The 18,371-nt window shown below is 62.1% G+C and carries 17 protein-coding genes and 1 pseudogene; 5 read left to right on the forward strand and 13 right to left on the reverse strand.

Annotation, left to right across the window (positions count from 1 at the left end; all coding sequences use genetic code 11):
* Positions 1-442: 442 nt before the first annotated feature.
* The 3 genes from U1H99_RS20640 (at position 443) to U1H99_RS20645 (ending at position 3,797) form a co-directional block, all read left to right on the forward strand.
* Positions 443-685, forward strand: a complete 243-nt coding sequence (locus U1H99_RS20640) for a helix-turn-helix domain-containing protein (RefSeq protein ID WP_323143588.1) — start codon at positions 443-445, stop codon at positions 683-685.
* Between the two features lie 108 nt (positions 686-793).
* On the forward strand, positions 794-1,246 hold the full coding sequence (locus tag U1H99_RS30165; RefSeq protein WP_375341635.1) for a 3'-5' exonuclease: 453 nt from the start codon (positions 794-796) through the stop codon (positions 1,244-1,246).
* A gap of 1,810 nt (positions 1,247-3,056) precedes the next feature.
* On the forward strand, positions 3,057-3,797 hold the full coding sequence (locus tag U1H99_RS20645; RefSeq protein WP_323143589.1) for a hypothetical protein: 741 nt from the start codon (positions 3,057-3,059) through the stop codon (positions 3,795-3,797).
* 150 nt (positions 3,798-3,947) lie between these two features.
* On the opposite strand, the gene pncB is transcribed toward U1H99_RS20645, so the two are convergent.
* From pncB to clpP, 4 genes and pseudogenes are all read right to left on the reverse strand, one after another.
* Positions 3,948-5,159, reverse strand: a complete 1,212-nt coding sequence (gene pncB, locus U1H99_RS20650; RefSeq protein ID WP_323143590.1) for a nicotinate phosphoribosyltransferase — start codon at positions 5,157-5,159, stop codon at positions 3,948-3,950.
* 142 nt (positions 5,160-5,301) lie between these two features.
* Positions 5,302-5,970, reverse strand: a pseudogene (locus U1H99_RS20655) (beta/alpha barrel domain-containing protein); the annotation flags it as partial.
* Positions 5,971-6,010: 40 nt separating this feature from the next.
* Positions 6,011-6,514: an SET domain-containing protein gene (locus U1H99_RS20660; RefSeq protein ID WP_323143591.1), complete on the reverse strand. Its 504-nt coding sequence runs from the start codon at positions 6,512-6,514 to the stop codon at positions 6,011-6,013.
* Positions 6,515-6,613: 99 nt separating this feature from the next.
* Positions 6,614-7,240 carry an ATP-dependent Clp endopeptidase proteolytic subunit ClpP gene (gene clpP / locus U1H99_RS20665; protein ID WP_323143592.1) on the reverse strand — a complete coding sequence of 209 codons (627 nt, stop codon included), beginning with the start codon at positions 7,238-7,240 and terminating at the stop codon, positions 6,614-6,616.
* A 144-nt stretch (positions 7,241-7,384) separates the two neighbouring features.
* Here clpP and U1H99_RS20670 point away from each other — a divergent pair, with 144 nt between their 5' ends.
* Entirely contained in the window at positions 7,385-8,077 is a 693-nt protein-coding gene (locus tag U1H99_RS20670; RefSeq protein WP_323143593.1) for a sigma-70 family RNA polymerase sigma factor, read from the forward strand.
* A 13-nt stretch (positions 8,078-8,090) separates the two neighbouring features.
* Here the strand turns inward: U1H99_RS20670 and U1H99_RS20675 are convergent, their stop codons facing one another.
* Positions 8,091-10,097: a S9 family peptidase gene (locus U1H99_RS20675; RefSeq protein WP_323143594.1), complete on the reverse strand. Its 2,007-nt coding sequence runs from the start codon at positions 10,095-10,097 to the stop codon at positions 8,091-8,093.
* A 234-nt stretch (positions 10,098-10,331) separates the two neighbouring features.
* Here U1H99_RS20675 and U1H99_RS20680 point away from each other — a divergent pair, with 234 nt between their 5' ends.
* Complete coding sequence (locus U1H99_RS20680; protein ID WP_323143595.1) at positions 10,332-11,426, forward strand: S41 family peptidase; 1,095 nt, start codon at positions 10,332-10,334, stop codon at positions 11,424-11,426.
* A 59-nt stretch (positions 11,427-11,485) separates the two neighbouring features.
* Here the strand turns inward: U1H99_RS20680 and U1H99_RS20685 are convergent, their stop codons facing one another.
* From U1H99_RS20685 to U1H99_RS20720, 8 genes are all read right to left on the reverse strand, one after another.
* Positions 11,486-11,905 (reverse strand): TerB family tellurite resistance protein, encoded by a 420-nt coding sequence (locus U1H99_RS20685; protein ID WP_323143596.1) that lies wholly within the window; start codon positions 11,903-11,905, stop codon positions 11,486-11,488.
* Positions 11,906-12,156: 251 nt separating this feature from the next.
* Complete coding sequence (locus U1H99_RS20690) at positions 12,157-12,543, reverse strand: hypothetical protein (RefSeq protein WP_323143597.1); 387 nt, start codon at positions 12,541-12,543, stop codon at positions 12,157-12,159.
* Positions 12,544-12,771: 228 nt separating this feature from the next.
* Positions 12,772-14,451: an AMP-binding protein gene (locus U1H99_RS20695; protein WP_323143598.1), complete on the reverse strand. Its 1,680-nt coding sequence runs from the start codon at positions 14,449-14,451 to the stop codon at positions 12,772-12,774.
* Positions 14,452-14,574: 123 nt separating this feature from the next.
* Positions 14,575-16,257, reverse strand: a complete 1,683-nt coding sequence (locus U1H99_RS20700; RefSeq protein WP_323143599.1) for a 4Fe-4S binding protein — start codon at positions 16,255-16,257, stop codon at positions 14,575-14,577.
* 32 nt (positions 16,258-16,289) lie between these two features.
* Positions 16,290-16,946: a DUF3306 domain-containing protein gene (locus U1H99_RS20705; protein WP_323143600.1), complete on the reverse strand. Its 657-nt coding sequence runs from the start codon at positions 16,944-16,946 to the stop codon at positions 16,290-16,292.
* On the reverse strand, positions 16,943-17,383 hold the full coding sequence (locus U1H99_RS20710) for a DUF3305 domain-containing protein (protein ID WP_323143601.1): 441 nt from the start codon (positions 17,381-17,383) through the stop codon (positions 16,943-16,945). Before U1H99_RS20710 ends, U1H99_RS20705 begins: the two co-directional genes overlap by 4 nt.
* The gene (locus U1H99_RS20715; protein ID WP_323143602.1) at positions 17,380-17,910 is read right to left on the reverse strand and encodes a hypothetical protein; all 531 of its coding nucleotides are present in this window, start codon (positions 17,908-17,910) and stop codon (positions 17,380-17,382) included. Before U1H99_RS20715 ends, U1H99_RS20710 begins: the two co-directional genes overlap by 4 nt.
* A gap of 10 nt (positions 17,911-17,920) precedes the next feature.
* Positions 17,921-18,367: a hypothetical protein gene (locus U1H99_RS20720; RefSeq protein WP_323143603.1), complete on the reverse strand. Its 447-nt coding sequence runs from the start codon at positions 18,365-18,367 to the stop codon at positions 17,921-17,923.
* Between the last annotated feature and the right edge of the window lie 4 nt (positions 18,368-18,371).

The raw sequence follows: 18,371 nt of genomic DNA on the forward strand, positions 1-18,371 counted from the left end.
CGTCCTCCGCTGATATCCCATAGTGGTCGCACCGACAAGTCGGGCATCTAAATATCGCAACGACCTTAGCCTCGTGGAATGCCCCGAGTGTGGCGGGAGACGAGACGTTCTGCTTTGCCTTCCGCTTGGGTCCGGGCCCTATTGATGTGCGAATCGTGCTCATAAGCGTTCTCAATTTTAGTGTTCGTTAAAGTGCACCGCTGCTCCCCGCATTGACAAACACCTGGAATCCACGCGCGCCTTTCTGTCTCAGCGTTCTCATAAAGAGACGAACAGCAAATATCCCCATGCTGAGCCGCCTTTCGAAAACTTTAGAGGGTCAACGTAAAGCACTGCTTGCGCTGTGGTGGCCGAGCCATTGTAGACCAAGGGTATGTAGACTACCAGTCTGTAGACGGCCAGTCTGTAGACACTCAGGCATTCTTACGCGAATCTGCTGAGCATGCCCGTTCCCCTGTCACAAGACGAGCTGCGCGCTCGACTAGCAAACAACATCCGCCAGCAACGTTACGCCATGAACCTTTCTCAAGAAGGCCTGGCTCAGCTTGCTGGCGTGCACCGCACGTTCGTGAGCCAGATTGAACGAGGCCTTCGGAACGTGTCCCTGGACGTCCTGCTCAAACTTGCGAATACCCTTCAGGTGGACCCGGTAGAGCTTCTCCGCTCCTCAGAGGCACATGCCTAAAACTGCTCAGGCGAAGTCCCAAGATTGGACTTATGCCAGAGGTCTTCGGGTGAGACGGCACAGGATACGATACGAAACTCGCCCAGATTCAACATACGTCGGGCGCCGATGCTTCTGCGAACACCTACTGCTTGCCGCCGGCGTAAACATACGCGAGTTACGCTGGACAAGCGCTTGGGAGCAACTTCGTGCCGGCGCAACCTTCCAGGGGGCAGTCCGTTAGTATTGATAGCGAAACGGCGCAGTTGTCCTCAGTCGAACGTCCGGCGCTGCTGGAGACGTTTCCCCACCTTCATTACCGAACTCACCGGAATCTCCCAGCTCGACGTCGACCGGGATGGGCACTCGCGCCAAGACGCGTTGAACGAGTTCTTAGGTTTTATTGGGAACCGGCCAGTGTTCTTCCACAATTCCCCCTTTGACGTCTCCTTCTTGGAACGAGCCATGCAGCAATCGGGTCTCCGATTTTCCAATCTCGTCCACGATACGCTTCCCGTTGCGCGGGCAGCATGGCCGCAGGATGCGGTCACACAAATTGGAAATTTTAGCCAAGATTGTTGATACTGCGCCAACATCTACTCACTGTGCGTTGGCCGATGCGAAAACACTGTTAGCAGTGCTGCTAGCGGCAAGGGAGGTGGCTGGGCGTGAGGTGCCCGAAACACAGTAGAGGTTAGGCGCCCGTTCTCTACTCGACCAGGCTAGGCGTCGCATTGACAAAGCTGAGGCAGCATAAGACTATTATTCTCGGCCAAATTCGCCGGTACAGCTATATGCGTATTAAGTCGAGATGCTCGACCGTTTTACGCGCCTGCAGTCTGTCGTTGAGGACCGCTAGCCGCGCCAGGTGAGCGATAGCTACAATGACTCACCTTACACGCACATTGGCAACGGATGACATGTCCATTAGCTGCGTAAGGAAGCAAATGTCGACGTACCTTAATATTGAAGAGCTGGCAAGATGTTGGGACATAGCCCAAGGGCGATAAGTCGCGACCTCATCTAAAAGCCGCACTCGGTCTCGACTAATTTACGACTGAGTGAGCCGCGATACACTCCTGCACAGCTTGCCGGTATCCCCGTTGCAGTCCCACCCGTGGCCCGGTAGTTCAGCTTACCGTTCTCAGGGACTTGCACCGATACGCATTCCTGCCCAGCTTGACGATATCCCCGCTGGCACTCCCAACCGTTACCGAGGTAGGCCAACTGCTGCCCCTAAGTTCAAGCGTCAGCACTGCCAGTGCAGTATTGCTGAAGTCTCCTCCCAACGTCGTCGAAGCCACTGCTCTCGCCAAACGCCTTTGCAACCACAACTATAATTTCGCTGTTTGTCCACCTAGCATTCGCCGCCCCAGCTCGGAATGATGCCACGTCTGCAAGTCCATCCAGAAACCCGAGTTGGCAGGTCACGAGTGGGAGGTCTACTAAGGTTCCCATTTTTGTGCTCTATGGTTGGCCGAAAACCAGTGTAAGCAACGGGTTTATATGTTCTTCAAAGAAATTGCAGACTTGTTATAGGACGGGCGAATACAAACGCTCAAAGTGCGCAGTGTCTTTGTTCTCATCCACGTTGGCCGAAGCGCTGCGGTGCCACCAACCTGAACGGGTGTCCTTGGCTCTGCAGGTGCGTAGCTAACCAGCTGTAGCGTCACGCCGCGATACCGACGAGCCAGGACGGCAGGTTCGCCAAAGAATCCGGCGGTTTGGTGCGCTAGATTTGGCTCTTCAGCATTGTTCTGCCGAGCTCATCAACCGCATGAACCTGGCCAAAGTGGGCAAGATGCGAGCTGCCCTAGTCGTCACCAAGACTGATTGAAGTGCTTAAGGTCAACGTGAACAAGGCCGCGTTGCATGCGGCCGTGTCCATACTGCAAAAACTAGACATGTAGCTTATGGCACCATAAAATTGCATTAAAGGAGTTTATTTTAGGTGCGACGTGTACATATCTGGTTTCAAGCCGCAGTGGCAGCTTGCCAACCTGAAACCTTGATTATGCGCGCAGCATCAATAAAGTCGTATTGGAGCCTAATATAAGACCAATCATAGTCAATCTATAGCTTCTTGACCACATCCGAAAGTGCAAGCGGCTGGTACTGGTTTTATAAGGAAGTCGGCGAGTTGTACTGCGAAGTGACGGAGAAACCTCTCTCCGACACTTTTCAGTCGCGCTGTTCCTTTTTAGACTGGTAGTACTAGGTAACATCTGGGATATCAGCTGAAGAAGTTCACACCTCGGGTTTGTCGAGCCCACGCTCCCAGTCTAGTACTCCGCTTTATATGTTCTCAGGGTCAAAGAGAAAGACACTCCTATGGCAAAACACGCGTCTGTCAGAATTTCGCTCAACACTTAATATTTTAAGGCACACAACGATGGGAAATTTCGAAGTTCATGAGAGCGTCCTCGTAGGATACTTCTGCCAAGCGGTCGGCTGGATATCTAGAGACTTGGCAGACGAAGAGTTGTCGAAGGTCCCTTTAGCTGAACGCTACATGCGTGCAATCAATCTCAGCCATAATCCGCTGGACCCGGCAATTGGAGACATGATTCTGCAACTCGATAACGCTAACAATCTTCCAGAAGATTTCTACATTTTCGAGTTCAAGGTTGAGTGGCAAAAAGGTGTTCGCGGCGAACATCAGAAATTCGCCGAAAAGCATGGAGGGATGGCCCTGACATCCGATTTCGTGTTTAGCCTGACACAGGAATTCCCAGAGGCAGCTCACGCACATTTGTACGGTGCGCTAGCGAAAACTGCTTCAGCCAAGCATGAGCTCTGTTCCTGCCCTTATTGGGAAGCAATGCTTACTCTTCCTGAGAAAGTGCCGAGTGTTATGTCAGCCTTAGCGAACATCGCTCACGGTACTGCAAATAAAGGTTTTTCATTAGAGCGATTAGCTCTCTATATGGAACGTCTGAACAGCCAAGCAAAAAGTGGGTCAATGGCAGCGACTGGAAGTGCTCGCTTTGCTGTTGCTTACCATGACTACCAGCTCTACACATTCAATTTGGAGTCAATCTGCGAGTACGAACTCGAGAAGCAACGACATCTTAACCTTCACACGGACCAGGAGCCTGATTCATATAGTAGCGACCCATTTTCTCCTTCTTGAGATGGCTTCTAAAAGTGTGTACTTCGACTAATACACAGGCAAGTACCGCAACGCACTCACACGGTTACGGTGAATCCATCGTAGAACATTCTGGTGCAAAAAGACCTTGGGGCAGGCCAATTTCCGTAAAGCGGCTTACCAACCATCCCCCTACTCTGGCTTGTTGAAGACCTGGCGCAGGTACGCGACGAAGGTGGGGTCACTGCAACTGGCCTTGCCCGGCGTGTCCGAAATTTTGCAGACGGGCTGCCCGTTGCAGCGAATCAGCTTCATGACGATGTTAAGCGGGGTAACGCCCGTATCGTTCGTGAGGTTTGTCCCGATGCCAAAGCCTGTCATGATGCGGTCGCTGAAGTGGTCATAGAGCTCGAAAGCCTTATCCACGTTGAGACCATCCGAGAACACGAGCCGCTTCGTATGAGCGTCAATCTTCAGCTTTGCGTAGTGGGCTAGCGCCTTTTCACCCCAAACGATTGGGTCACCACTGTCGTGACGCAGCGAGTCGAAGAGCTTCGCAAAGTATAAGTCAAAGTCCTCCAAGAACGCATCCATGCCAACCATGTCGGTAAGCGCGTTTCCAAGGTCGCCCCGGTACTCATCGACCCATGCTTGGAGCGCAGCCTTCTGGAAGTTCCGCAGACGTACAGTCTCTTGCGCCTGGAAGAGACCGAACCATTCATGCGCATGGGTACCAATTGGCACGAGATTGTATTTGCGCGCCAGGTGCACGTTAGACGTGCCTTTGAAATGCTGTGGCACTTCAGCTGCGAGAGTCTTCACTACCAGTTCTTGCATCTCCGCCGAGAAGCGACGACGCAGGCCAAAGTCGAAAAACTCAAACGGGTGTGGACGGTTGTTAGCAATCTGCTTAGCGCCAGCCCTGATAGTCTCTATCTTCTGATGCAAGCGCTTAGTGCCCTCTTCTATCCGAGGAGCCTTGTCGAAGCGACGGAAGTAGAGCTCGTTCACTAGCTGCAGCACGTAAATCTCAAAAGGCAGCGTATGAACCATCGGGCCGATGGCACGCACCCGCAGATGCTCACCTTCGGTGCTTACGGTGATGAACTTACGCTGTAGGTGGAACAGCGAAAGGAAATCCACAAAATCCGGCTTGATGTAGCGAAGGCTTCGCAGGTAGTCCAGCTCACCTTCATCGAAGCGTAAAGAACACAGGTAGTCAAGTTGCGCGTCGAGTTCGTCTGCAAGTTCCGACAGCGGATACTCAGGCGTGTTACGACATTTGAACTCGTACTCCGCATGCGCTGCCGGATGGCTGTGGAAGAGTGCCTGCCACATAGTGAACTTGTAGAGGTCGTTCTCCAGGAGCGACTTGATGACGGGTACAAAGTTAGCGTTGGTCATGAACAAAACTCGTTTTGGGGTGCCGAAAGTATAAATGAACAGGTGCTCTGGTAGCGACGCAAGCTGCACCCGTTACCACAACATCCGCTTCACTTTCCGCGCATAGTCACGGTATTGGTGAACAGTTCCATCATTGATAAAAATATTCGTGGGCCATGGTGCCGATCGGGACCAGCTTCAGCTTCTTGGCCAGGTAGACGTTCGAGGTGCCGCGGAAGAATTGCGGCAGCTCGCGTGCCAGCGTGGCCACGACTTCTTCCTGCCACACGCCCGAGAAGCGGCGGCGCACGCCGAAGTCGAAAAATTCGAAGGGATTCAGGCGCTTCGGTTCCTGGTCGAAGGCGCGCCATTCGTCGATCTTCTGCGCCAGGCGCTTGCGCGCTTCAAGCATGGCCGCTTCCTGGTCGAAGCGGCGGAAATACAGTTCGTTGACGATGTAGAGGACGAAGATCTCGAAGCCCATCACGTGCACGATCGGACCGCTGGCGCGGATGCGCAGGTGTTCGCCTTCGGCTTCGACGTGGATGAACTTGCGCTGGAAGCGGAACAGGGTCAGGAAGTCGGCGAAATCGCTCTTGATGAAGCGCAGCGAGCGCAGGTAGTCGATCTCGTCCTCGCTGAACATCAGCGTACACAGGTGGTCCAGTTCGCGCTCGACTTCCTCCTTCAGCTCGGCCAGCGGATAGGCCGGCGTATTGCGGCACTTGAATTCATACTCTCCCACCGCGTTCGGGTGCATGTGCAGGAAGGCCTGCCACATCGTGAATTTATAAAGATCGGTTTCGAGCAAACTGCGGACGACGGGGGTCATGGCGGGCTTTCTTGTTCGCGCATTCACGTGAATGCTGGTATCAAACGCTGGCGACGTCGGCCTTCTTCCTGGCCCGGCGCTTCGGCGCGAGCATCGTGCCGCTGCAGGCGGGCGTGCCGCAACGGCATTCGAACAGGCGCTTCAGGGCCGGCGTGTGGCGTTCGTCGTAGATCAGGGCGTAATTGTAGTTCAGCTCTTCGCCGGCCGCGATATCGCGCATCGCGTGGATATACACCTTGCCCTCGTCCTCGAAGGCCTGGCAGTTCGGTTCGCAGGCGTGGTTGATCCAGCGCGCATCGTTGCCGCGCTTGCCGCCGTCGATCACGCGGCCGTCGGCCAGGCTGAAATAAAAGGTGTGGTTGACCGGGCCGCCGCGCTCCTCGGCGCGCTGGGTGGCCTGGTCCCAGGTGATGCGTTCGCCGCGGTATTCGATGATGCGCTCCCCGGCCGGGATGTCGTGCAGGGCAAACACGCCGTTGCCGTGGACCGGGGACTTCCTGACTTCATACAGTTGCGGTGCTGCCGTTTTTGCGGATGGGCTCATGGGCGGGCGGATGGGCAAGGTCGAAGGTCGTTGACAATGAACGCTGTCCCTATTATTGCCCAAATTGCAGCACCGGTGCCACACATGGCGCCGAACAGGTCAGCCCCGGGGCCGGCCTGAATCGCGCGCCGCAAGCACGCGGTCGACGATGCCGTATTCGGCGGCCTCGTGCGCCGACATGTAATTGTCGCGGTCGGAATCCTTGTCGATGCGCGCCGGCGTCTGCCCGGTACGCTGGGCCAGCAGCGTGTTCAGCCGTTGGCGCTGGTACAGCACTTCGCGCGCCTGGATCTCGATGTCGGCCGCCACGCCCTGCGACCCGCCGTGCGGCTGGTGGATCATGATGCGCGCGTTCGGCAAGGCGTAGCGCTTGCCCTTCGCCCCCGCGGCCAGCAGGAACGAGCCCATGCTGGCGGCAAAGCCGGTGCACAGCGTGGACACGTCGGGCTGGATGAACTGCATCGTGTCGTAGACCGCCATGCCGGCATACACCGACCCGCCGGGCGAGTTGATGTACAGGGCGATATCCTTGTCGGGATTGTCCGATTCCAGCACCAGCAGCTGGGCGACGATCAGGTTGGCCGACTGTTCGGTCACCTCGCCGACCAGGAAGATCACACGCTCCTTCAGCAGGCGCGAGTAGATGTCGTAGGCGCGCTCGCCGCGGCCGGTCTGTTCGATCACGGTGGGCACCAGGCCCAGTCCGAGAGGCATTGTCGCAGTCATGGTCTTCCTTTCGCGGTAGAGTTGAATCCCGCGCTTGACGCCTGCGGACCCGGCCGGTGTGACGGCGCATGAAATATCTTGCCGGCGTGTCACATCCGCCGTGCCCCAAGCGTCAGGCAGTACCTACCACGACAGGAGACCACGATGCCATCCCAGATCGATCCCGCCGGCGCGCTGTTCCAGCAGCTGCGTCCGCGCCTGACGGCCATCAGCCGCCGCATCGTCGGCAGCGAGGCGGAAGCCGAAGACATCGTGCAGGATTGTTTCATCAAATGGATGGGTGCCGACCAGGTCGTGCTGGCCACGCCCGCGGCCTGGCTGACCACCGTCGTGCAGCACCAGTCGATCGACCGCCTGCGCAGGCGGGTGCGCGATGCGCTGGCGGTGCACGCGGCCTTCGATCCAGTATCAGATGCGGTTGCGGAGGCGCCGGAAGACGCCCTGCTGCGCCGCGCCGGGCTGGGCAACGCGCTGGCGCGGATGCTGGCCTGCCTGTCGCCGGCCGAGCGCCTGGCGCTGGTGCTGCACGAGGTGTTCGAGTGCAGCCACGCCGACATCGCGGCGGCGCTCGGGACCCGGCCGCCGAATGCGCGCCAGTACCTGTCGCGCGCGCGCCGCCGGCTGCGCGAGGACAGGCGCGAGACCTCGCCCGAGGAGAAGCTGTGCCGCGAACTGGTCCTGCGCTTCCAGGCCGCGATCAACGGCCGCGACCTGCCGGCGATGGTCAGCCTGCTGGGCAATGAACAGCCGGTGGCCGTGCACGAAGCCGCGCCGCCCCGGCTGCGGACCGGGGCCTGTGCCAACGATGCGCTCTACCGCGCAGCCCGCGCGGCCTAGCGGCTGCGCAGGCTTATTGGCCGCCCTGCCCGATATTCTTCTGCAGGAACTTCTCGACCCGGCCCCAGAAATCCAGGCGCGTCTCGACCAGGGTCCAGCCATGTCCTTCCTCCTGGTACACGACCCATTCGACATTCTTGTTGGTTTGCCGGACCGCGTCGTAGAACTTGCGGCCGTGGTAGAGCGGCACGCGCTGGTCGGCACCGCCGTAGGCCAGCAGCAGCGGCTGGGTGATGCGCGCCGCCTGCTTCAGCGGCGAGGTGGCCGTGAACTGGGCCGCATCCTGCACCGGATCGCCAATTAGCTTCGGCATGCCGTAGCGCTTGTAGGCACCGGACAGGTCGTCGGCGCGGCTCCAGTGCCCGGCGTACATCAGTTCGATATCGGTCACTCCGGCCCAGTCGATGCCGCAGCGGTACAGCTGCGGATCGCGAATCAGCCCCATCAGCGTCGCATAGCCGCCATAGCTGGCGCCGGCGATGCAGATGCGCTGCGGGTCGGCGATGCCCTCGGCGATCGCCCAGCGCGTGGCGTCGGCGATATCGTCCTGCATCGCCAGCCCCCACTGCTTCCAGCCGCTGTGGAAGTGGGCCGCGCCGTACCCGGTGCTGCCGCGGTATTCCGGCTCCAGCACGACATAGCCGCGCGAGGCCAGGAACTGGCTCTCGGCGTTCCAGCGCCAATCATTGCCGCGCACGTAGGGTCCGCCGTGCACCAGTACCACCATCGGCAGCTTCTTGCCGCTGGTCTTGGCCGGCAGCGTGACCCAGGTCGGAATGGTGCGGCCGTCGCGCGCGGTGGCCTGGACCAGCGCCTGCGGCCCCATGCGCGCCGCCGCGATCGCCGGGCGGCTCTCGCCGACCTTGGACAGCTTGCCGGTGTCGCGGTTGTACAGCATGAAGACCGGCGGCTGGCGGTCGGACCAGGATTCGACCAGCACGAACGGGGTGGTGGAGCGTACCGCAACGCTGAGGGCGTTCACGCGCCCAGGCAGCAGCTTGTCGACCGCTTCCTGCGCCTGTTTCATGGCGGGATCGAACCAGGCCACGGCCTCGGTATCGATCGTGTAGCGCACGCCGAGCAGGCGGGTGGCGTCCGTCACCAGCTCACCGCTGAAGTCGTACTGTTCCAGGTCGACCAGCGGCGTCGCGGCCACCTTGCCGGCCGCGAGGTCGTAGGCGAACAGCGCGCTCTTGTCGCGCTTGCCGTAGCTGCTCACATACAGCATGCCGTCGGGCGCGAAGCCGACCGGCGTGACCGCATCCTCGCTGCGCAGGAAGGCATCGCTGTCCGCCAGCTTGCGCCACTGGCCGGTCTTGGCGTCGAGGTAATGCAGCACCTCGCGGTTGTCCTCGACCGTGGTCACCAGCGCCGGCCGGCCCTTGGCGTCGAGCCACCATTGGCGCGTCCAGCGCGGCGCCTTCACCGTCTCGTTGGCACCGTTCAGGGTATTGAGCCGGACCAGCGCGACCTCGTCGATACCCTCGTCGCGTGAGAAATTGACCTTCATCACATACACCCACTCGGAATCCTGGGCGCCGGGTTGACGCAACACATAGGTATTCCAGGGCATTTTTTCGCGTTCCAGGACGGTCGCGTCCTTGACCCAGGGATCGAAGGTGTCGACCAGCTGGCGCCGCACGCTGCCATCCGCATTCACGGCGAACAATCCGGGTGCGTAGCGCTCCTTGCCCGGCGCGGTGGACTTGTCGCGCGAATCGTAGACCAGGCGGCCGTTGTTGACCCACTCGAAATAGCCGACGTCGGCATCCCTGAAGGTGCCCACCACCTTGATCGCATTGTCGGCCAGGTCGATCACGCCGAGCTGGTCGTGCCCGCTCTCGTTATTCACCAGCATGGCCAGGCGCTTGCCGTCCGGCGACAGCTTGGCGCCGCTCACGCCGGGATTGCCGAAGAAGGCGGTCAGCGGGACCGGGGCATCGGCCGCCTTGGCGGTGACGCCGGCGAAAAAGGCCAACAGCAGCAGCGACAGTGACAACAGCGGGGGTGCGATACGCATGATGGACGACCTTGTGACAGGAAGGCCGGCCATGGTAACGCGGCGGAAATATTTACGCTACTGCAATAATTGGCGAGAATTCGCCATCTGCTCGCGTACCAATGCAACGACTCAACCGCATGGCCGCAGCGTATGCACGGGTCGGCGCATTTGCTTGGACCGCCGGTCGGTTGGCGCCTAAGGTGAACGCTTCCATACGTCAGAAACGCAAGTCAGTCCAAAATGGAGGAAGTCATGTCAGGCAAAAAGAGTGTAATTGCGAGCATTGTACTGAGCACCCTGTTGGCGTTTCCCGCCCTGGCGGCGGCGGACAGCGCCTTGAACGCGTCCGATCGCACCGCGATCGTGCAGACACTGGCGACGAAACTCAAGGCGAATTACATCGCCCCCGCCGTGGCCGAACGGGTCGGCCGCGCGCTTGCCAGGAAAAATGCCGACAACGGCTATGCGTCCGCCGCCACGACGAAGGCATTCAGCGAAGCTTTGGCGACAGACCTGCGCGCCTTCAGCGGTGACCTGCATTTCGGCACCAGGCTCGACGACAGTTTTCGCGAGTACAGCGGCGCCCGCAGCCTGCCCACCCACGCCGAGCTGGACGAGGCGCGCGAGCAGGCGGCGCGCCAAGGGTTCGGCATCGAGAAGATCGAACGCCTTCCCGGCAACGTCGGCTACATCGAGCTGCGCGGCTTCGGCAACACGACCTTCACGGGCCCGGCCTACACCGCGGCGATGTCACTGATGGCGGGAACCGATGCGTTGATCCTCGACCTGCGCCGCAACGGCGGCGGTAGTCCAGCCAGCGTGGCTTACCTGATGAGCCACTTCTTCGCGCTCGGCGACGACCGACACCTGATCGACATCTACAACCGTGCGACCGACACGACGCGGCAGATCTGGACCGTGCCGTCGGTCGCGCAACGTTACGACAAGCCCGTGTACGTGCTGACCTCGGCCCGCACGTTTTCCGGCGGGGAGGATTGCGCCTATGACTTCCAGGTGCAGAAGCGCGGGACGCTGGTCGGCGAAACCACCGGCGGCGGCTCGAATCCGGTGGGCTGGTTCAGCGCGAGCCACGGTATCGTGGTGGCGATCCCGACCGCGCGCACGACGAATGCCGTCACCAAGACCAACTGGGAGCATGTCGGCGTCAAACCGGACATCGCCGTGCCGGCGGCGCAGGCCTTGCAGACGGCGCATGCCGCCATTCTGCGCAAGCAGCTGTCATCTGCGAAGGAGGACGGGGAACGCGCGACACTGGAGCGGCTGCTGGCGATGGTGGAGAAAGGCGACACCGAGAAGCCGGTCTATACGCTCAGGGGCGAGCGCTGATTCGATATGGCGACGGCGATCCGTCCAGGGTCGCCGTCATCGCCTCATCGCTCAACGCGCTAATCGACCTCGGCACCCGCAATCCTTCCATTACCCTCGGCATCCGCCTCGATTCCCCAAGCCTCCGTCGCTCGGTGAAGCAAGGCGAATTCACCATCGGCAAAACGATCGTCCGCGTATGCCAATTTCCACATGGCCTTCCATAAACGTAGTCTGAGGTCTGGCCGCGTAATTTCTGCTAAACACTGATCGACGGTGACGGCGTCCACTTTGGCCAAGCCGTCAGCGTTGGTCGGAAGATCGGTGGTCAAGTCGCGAACGACTTGATCGAAGACATCGTCTTCAATGCCGGCATGGTCGAGGATGCTCAATCGGTAAGTGGCCGCTATTTCGGACGGCGATCCACCGCCATCACTGATCACGGTCAAAGCAAGCAATCGGCAAACGGCTTGGGGGCTATCAGACGGGTAGGAACGCATGGCTTGTCCTTGCTAAACAATTTGAAAGTACTGGTTCCACAGCAGACCGGTTCAAACAAGCCCTCGTACAGGTTGGCGATCGCGTGTTGCAGTGTTATTCGCCATGGTAAACCGATGCACGTCGCCAATGCGCACCGTTGACTGTGGTCATCTGACGCATTGCTCAGCATGCATCTGGTTCGGCATCGACCCAAGCTGGATGTTCGCAGGTGATGTAACCATATGCGGCGGCTCGAACCCTCCTGCCGCTGTCAGGTGGCTGGATCATTCAAGCGCCCGTTTGGTATTTGATGAAGCAGGGCAAAGAATAGAATAATCGCCGTTTCAGTTCCTTCAAACCACGCATTCCCACCGTCGGCGATTCGGGTAACGATCGTGCGCCAGCCGTCAAAGTAGACACTACCGAGGTAGCAGACGACGAGGGCTGCCGCCGCGTATCGTCTTGCCGCGCGCGTCAAGCCCCCTACGAAAAGCAATGCAATGATCACGAGCGCTGGAACGACAGCCCATGCGGACGTGGTGGTCCAGAAAAATGTGACCGAGAATAGCCTGAACAGAACGACGGCAATGGTGGCAACACAGAGCAGAGCACAAAGTGGGAGGCACCAAACCAATTCGACTACGCGCCTGCGTTTCATCGTTCACCTGCCTCGGCAAGAACCGTATCTGCCATCGATATTTCCTTTCATGCCGGTCGAGCAAATGCGCGCTGACCTATTTGGCGTGCCACATCAGGAACATGATCCCAAAAACGATGATTACACAAATCCAATACCCTATCCGCTCGTTCCTGGATGCTTCGGCATACCGTTCATCAAAGGATTTGGTGAAAGACTCCTTGAGCAACTGCTTCCCGGTCTTTTTCATCATGCACCGCAGTCTTCCTCGCGATATTCGGTCTCGTTGCGCCCACCCGCCGCCTCGGCCTTGCGCAATTCCACGCGCCGGATCTTGCCCGAAATCGTCTTCGGCAGCTCGCTGAATTCCAGCCGCCGGATGCGTTTATAGGGCGACAGCCGCTCGCGCGCAAAGGCAAAGATGGCGGCGGCCAGTTCGCGCGTCGGTTCCACGCCGGGACGCAGCGCGATGAAGGCCTTGGGCACCGACAGGCGCAGCGGATCGGGGCTGGGCACGATGGCCGCTTCCAGCACGTCCGGATGCTCGATCAGCACGCTCTCGAGTTCGAAGGGGCTGATCCGGTAGTCGGAGGACTTGAACACGTCGTCGTTGCGGCCGACGTAGAAATAGTAACCGTCGGCATCGACGGTGGCGCTGTCGCCGGTGCGATAGCGGCCGGCGCGCATCACGTCCGCGGTCTTGGCTTCGTCGCCCTCGTAGCACAGCATCAGGCCGAGCGGCCGTGGGTCGGTCACGATGGCGATCTCGCCCTCGTCGGCAGGCTGGTCGTCGCCGTCCAGCAGTTCGATGCGGTAGCCCGGCAGCGGCCGCCCCATCGAGCCGGGCTTGACGGGCTGGCCCGGCGAATTGCCGACCTGGCAGGTGGTCTCGGACTGGCCGTAGCCGTCACGGATGCGGATGCCCCAGGCGCGCTCGACCTGCTCGATTACTTCGGGGTTCAGCGGCTCCCCTGCCCCGACCAGCTCGCGCAGCGGCGGCTGCCAGGCGCGCAGGTCTTCCTTGATCATCATGCGCCACACGGTCGGCGGCGCGCACAGCGAGGTCACGCCGCAGCGCACGATGGTGTCGAGGCAGGCGCGCGCCGAAAAGCGTTCGTAGTTGTAGACGAACACGGTGGCGCCGGCGTTCCACGGCGCGAAAAAGCAGCTCCAAGCGTGCTTGGCCCAGCCGGGCGAGCTGATGTTCCAGTGGACGTCGCCCGGTTGCAGGCCGATCCAGTACATGGTCGACAGGTGGCCGACCGGGTAGCTCTGGTGGCTGTGCAGGACCAGCTTCGGCTTCGCGGTGGTACCGGAAGTGAAGTACAGCAGCAGCGGATCGCTGGCTTTGGTCACGCCGTCCGGCGTGAAGCCTTGCGCCGCGTGGCGGCTGTCGTCGAAGTCACGCCAGCCGGTGGCGCTGCCACCGACCGCGATGCGGGTATAGCCGCCCTCCAGCGACGCGAACTTGTGCGCTTCAGACGTTTGCGCGATCACGTGGCGGATCTGCCCGCGCTCCATGCGGTCCTCGAGGTCGGCGGTGGACACCAGCATCGTGGTCGGCACCAGCACCGCGCCCAGCTTGATCCCGGCCAGCATGATTTCCCACAGCTCGACGCGGTTGGGCAGCATCAGGAGGATGCGGTCGCCGCGGCCGACGCCGCACTCGCGCAGCCAGTTGGCCACCTGCGACGAACGTTCGGCCATCTCGGCGTAGCTGATCTTGCGTTCGCTGCCGTCTTCCTCGACCACCCACAGGGCCGGGGTGGCATTGCCCTGGGCATGGCCGTCGAAGTAGTCGAGCGCCCAGTTGAAGTCGATGAGTTCGGGCGCGCGGTAGTCGCGGTAGGCGGTGTCGTAGTCGGTGCGGTGCTGCTGGAGGAAGTCGCGCGCGGCCAAGAAGCGCGCGCCCGGGGATGTTGCGGCCATGGTTGTCTCCTGTGCGTGGTGTCACGAGCGATGACGGCTTGCGCCGCCCCGCTCTGCGGTTATTGTCCGCACCATTCTGCCACGACTCCGGCGGCCACGGCAGATGCACCGGGCATCAAGGGTTCATTCGCGCCGCAGCGTCGTCACCTTCATCTCGTCCTGTGGCTGCAGCATGTCGATCACGCGGCAGTCGCCGCACATCTTCATGCGGTCGAGGTTGCCTGCAAAGGCCGGATGCGAGGCCAGGCGCGCCAGCATGCCCTCGATCATGCGCAGCGTGCCGAAGGGCTTGCTGCAGCGGATGCAGTGGAAGGGCTGGGTTTCGTTGAGCAGCACCGCCTGCTTGCGCGACTCCGAGAAGGAGAGGCGCGGCACCAGCGCGATCGCGTTTTCGGGGCAGGTGTCGGCGCACAGACCGCATTGCACGCAATTCTTTTCGATGAAGCGCAGCTGCGGAGCACTCTGCCCATCCTGCAGGGCCGAGGCCGGGCAGGCGCCGACGCAGGCCATGCACAGGCTGCAGGTGTCGCGGTTCAGCGCCAGCGCGCCGAACGGGGCGCCCGGGGCCAGCGGGATCTCGGGAACCTGTTGCGGCGCGTGGCGGTACAGATGGTCGAGGGCGTAATCCAGCGTATTGCGCTTCTCGAGCGCGATGTTGTAGCCGGCGCGTTGTGGCGGCACCTCGCCGCGCGGCGCGTGGTGCAGGGCCGGCGCCAGCTCGGCCGGACTGCTCACCCGCAGCAGCTGCAAGTGCGGGCCGGCGTAACCCAGGCCATCCATCACCTGCTGCGCGAACCCCATCTGCTGGTCGAGCGCCGCCGTGTACTGGGGCGCATCGTCGTCGGTCATGAGCACGGTCACACCGCTGGCGCCATAGGCCAGCGCGGTCAGCCAGACCTCGATCCCGGTCGATGCGGTGTGGTGCAGCGCCACCGGCAGCACGCGCGCGGGCACCGGCTCCGGCAGGTTCGCCAGCAGGTGGCCGCCGGATTCGCTGTGCAGCAGCACCACCGGTTCGCTGCCTTCGACCTCGAAGTACGCCTGCAGCAGCGCCTTCAGGCGCCCTCCCGTGTGCTGGGGCGCCGGGTAGGCGTAGGTCATGGCGCCGGTCGGGCACACGGTCGAGCAGGCGCCGCAGCCGGCGCACAGGTAGGGATTGACCTTGACCAGGTTGCCCGCGCCTTCGATCGCGCCGGCAGAGCACACCTCGATGCAGGCGTTACAGCCGGTGCGTGCATTGCGGCTGTGGGCGCACAGGCGCTCTTTATAGGCGAAGTACTTCGGCTTTTCGAAGTCGCCCACCATGTCGGTGACGGCCTCGAGCGCGGCCGCGCGTTCGGCCTCGTCCGCGCCGGGCGCGTAGTAGCCGTGCGGCTTCTGGTGGGAGGCGATCTGCGGCGTGGCGCCGAGGTCCAGCACCAGGTCGAAGCGTTCCTGCTGGGGCGGCTGTCCCGGCGCCTGCCAGGTAGCATGGAAGGCGCCGAGCCAGCCGCTCAGCACCAGGCCGCGTACCTGGGACACGGGGTAGAGGCGCAAGCCAGGACGTTCTCCGGCTTGGCCGCCGTCGGCGCCATCGGTCAGCAGCACGGTCACCGGCAGCGCCGCGGCCAGGCGGTCGGCGTGGGGCAGCACGTCGCCAGCGGCGCCGATGACCAGCGTCTTGCCGGCCGAGCGGTAGCCGACGCTGTCGATCGCCTCGGGCATGCCCTGCGCATCGAGCGCCACGATGGCGGCGACCTTGGCCAGCGCGTTGCGGCGCTCCTGCTCCGGGTCGGCGCCCTGTCCTTCGATAAAGCGGATATTCATTCTGTCTCTGGTTCAGGTGGTCGTTTTTATGATTATGGTTGTTTTTGCATGATCATGGCGCTTTGCGGCACGATCTGCATATCGGCCGGCAGCACGGCCATCCCGGGCACGTCGGCCGGCCCGATGGCGTCCCCGCCATCCTGCCGTACCTGCACCTGCGCTGCCTCGGCCGGGCCAGGCTGCTCCGTGACCGGCTGCGAAGCCGCCAGCACCCCGCCCGCCTCGGCCCTGGCCTCCGCCTCGGCACGCTTGCGGGCGTCTTCGGCCGCCTGGTCGAAAAAGCTTTTCGAATGCTTCAGCGAAGCGAGCATGTCCGCCGGCATCGGACTGGCGACATTGTAGTCGTCCATGTACATATCGAGCTTGTCCATCACGTTGAAGTGAGGATCGGCGAACAGTTTCTTGAGCGCGCTGCGGCGCACGGCCTGGTCGACGCCGCGCGCGACGAAAGCCGAGAAGTCGGAATCGCTGGTCAGTTGCGCCACATCGTCCATCGTCGGCAAGACGATCGGCGCCGCGGCGTGCGCTACAGGCACCGCTTCGGTCGCCGGCATGCGTGGCGCAGGGGATTCGACCACGGGTTCGGCGGCGGTTTCCACTGCCGGCTCGGGTGCCGGCTCGATGCCCGCCAGGGTTTCAGTCTTGCGCCGTGCCCAGCGCCGCAGGAAGCCTTCTTCGGCCATGGTCATCCGTGCTGCCGTCCGCGGCGCGGCTTGGGCTGGTAGTGCTCGCGCAGGTAGCCGGCCACCCAACTGTAGACCTCGGCCGGCATATCGACGCCGTCGGCGTTCTCGCCCGAGTCGAACATGCGCGTGCCCTCGACGTAGCTGACCGAGGCGCGCACCGGCATCGCCTTGCCCTCTTCCATGCGCCACATCACGAACACCTTCGATTCCGGCGCCATGCAGTTCTCGTAATAGCCTTCGTTTTCGTCCGGGTAGAGTTCCAGCTCGAGGCCGGAGACCAGGTAATAGTCGCGCTCGGGCGACTGGCTCAGCATCTGGACCGGCGGCAGGTTGCCGCGGTCGGGCACGATGCCGACGGCGGCCCAGGCTTCATCGGCCCAGCGGTGCTGGACGCTGCGGCGCTGCATCAGCACCGCGATCGGCATGCTTCCCATTTTCATTTTTTCTTGCTCACGTTCTCTGGTGACCCTTTCTGGACCGTCGGCTCGGCGCCATGCGGCACGGCCTTGGTCGGGCCGGCCTTCTGGTCTTCGCTCGGCGGTGCGGTACCCCATTTTTCGCTCTTGACGATCGGGTTGGCGGGCGACGCTGGCATTTGCCCGGCCTGCTGGCCGCCGGCGCCGGCTGCGGTGACGATCCCGCCGGCGGATGCGCCCGCCGGTGTCGCCACGCCGGGCGTCGCCACGCCGGGCGCTGCTGGGGCGGGCGCGGCGGCTGCAATCGCCACCGGCGGATGCGTCTTCCAGCCCTGCTGGGCGGCGCGGCCACGCCAGCGGCTGCTGACCGCATCCATCGAAGCCGCCAGGCTTTCCTTGTCCTTGGCCGCCTGCGCAGCGGCCTGGGCTTTCTTGGCGTCGGCGGCCTGCTGCTGGGCCGGCGTCGGGGCCGGCAGTGCGGCCCACGCCGGTAGCGAGGCCGAGGCCGTTGCCAGCAGCGCCGCGGCCAGCATCATGGTCTTGGTGGTCATTGCGTTCTCCTCAACGTCCGGGCGCGGCCTGGCTGGCGCCCGGGTCGCGGTGGGCCCCAGCCGGCTGCGGCGCGCCGTTGCCCGATTCCGGCGGGGGGGGGGCCGGCGGCGGCGTGTTGTGGCCGGAGTGCTGCTGGGTCGTGCCGCTGGCGGCGCCTGGGTTGCTGACGCCCGAACTCGGACCGTGGCCCGTCTCGGTGGTGGTGCCGCCGGTGCCCGCGCCGGAGGTGTTGCCGCCGGCACCGCCTGCGATGCCCGGCGTGCCGCCGGCATAGGTGGCGTCGGTCTTCGGACCGCCATGCGCCGCCATCACCTGGCCGCTGGTGCCGCCGCCCGCGGTCACCATGCCGGGAAACTTGGTCTTGATCTGGGCGCTGTCGCCGTGGTCCTTGCAGCCGGCCACGGCCAGGGTCAGGGCCAGCAGTACGCCCGGTATCGGATAAGTCGATGCTTTCATGCCG

This window comes from Massilia phyllosphaerae (assembly GCF_034659755.1).
Classification (GTDB): Bacteria; Pseudomonadota; Gammaproteobacteria; order Burkholderiales; family Burkholderiaceae_D; genus Telluria; species Telluria phyllosphaerae.